This is a genomic window from Collinsella sp. CLA-ER-H2 (assembly GCF_040092405.1).
Lineage (GTDB): Bacteria > Actinomycetota > Coriobacteriia > Coriobacteriales > Coriobacteriaceae > Collinsella.
The window spans coordinates 1-915 of record NZ_JBBNLO010000066.1 but is presented as its reverse complement, the minus strand read 5'-3'; the positions used below and the strand labels follow the sequence as shown (position 1 = coordinate 915).

The window sequence follows — 915 nt, the reverse complement described above, 5'->3', positions numbered from 1 at the left end:
TGGAGTGGGTATGATGAATTGGACACCTAGTTAAGAGCGAAAGGTGTTCAAGATGACCCAAAGAAGAAAGCGATACGACAGGCAGTTCAAGGTCTCGGCGGCAAAGGTGGTCCTGTCCGGGGAAATGACGGTCAAAGGCCTATCGGAGGAACTCGGCATAAAGGATTCGACGCTGAGAAGATGGGCCCGCGAATACGAGGAGATGGGAGACGGCGCGTTCCCCGGAAACGGCTCCCCGAAGATCAACAAGGACTACGAGATCGTGAAGCTCAAGAAGAAGGTCGAGGAGCTCGAGCGCGAGAACGAGATACTAAAAAATTTCCGGGCCTTCTTGAGTCAAGACCATGCGTGAGGTTCGAGTTCCTCAAAGAGCATAGGGGCGAGATCGGCCCCATCAAGAAGGCATGCGGGCTGATGAAAGTCTCGAAATCCGGTTTCTACGAGTATCTCGGCCGGAAGAAGTCCGACGCCCAGATAGAGCGGGAGGCGATCGAAGGTTTCGTCGTCGAGGCCTTCGAGCGGCATAAGGGCCGTTACGGCTACCGGCGCATCAACCGCGAACTGCGAAAAAGCGGCATCGTCGTGAGCGAGAAGCGCGTGCTCCGCATCATGCAGAAGCTCGGACTTGCCGGAAAGGGCGCGACCCGAAAACACCGCATCCAGAAGAAGGTCGAGCCGGGAGACCCTCGGTTGAACCTGGTAGAGCGCGCTTTCACCGTGGGCGAGCGCAACAGGCTTTGGGTGGGCGACATCACCTACATACCCACAAGAGAAGGGTGGCTCTATCTCGCAGCCGTGATAGACGCCTTCTCCCGCAAGGTCGTGGGCTGGTCGATGTCCGAGCGCATCACCGAGAAGGTCGCGATCGACGCGATGGAGCAGGCGGTCGGCAGGGAGGGTCCGCCAGATGACGGC

1 protein-coding gene and 1 pseudogene are annotated in these 915 nt (G+C 58.3%); both read left to right on the top strand.

Annotated elements, in window-relative coordinates; genetic code table 11:
- Positions 1 to 52 precede the first annotated feature (52 nt).
- Positions 53 to 292 (top strand): annotated as a pseudogene (locus AAAX59_RS09665) (transposase); the annotation flags it as partial.
- On the top strand, positions 181 to 915 hold a 735-nt coding region (locus AAAX59_RS09660; protein ID WP_349071609.1), incomplete at its 3' end, for an IS3 family transposase. The pseudogene AAAX59_RS09665 and the gene AAAX59_RS09660, both read left to right, overlap by 112 nt.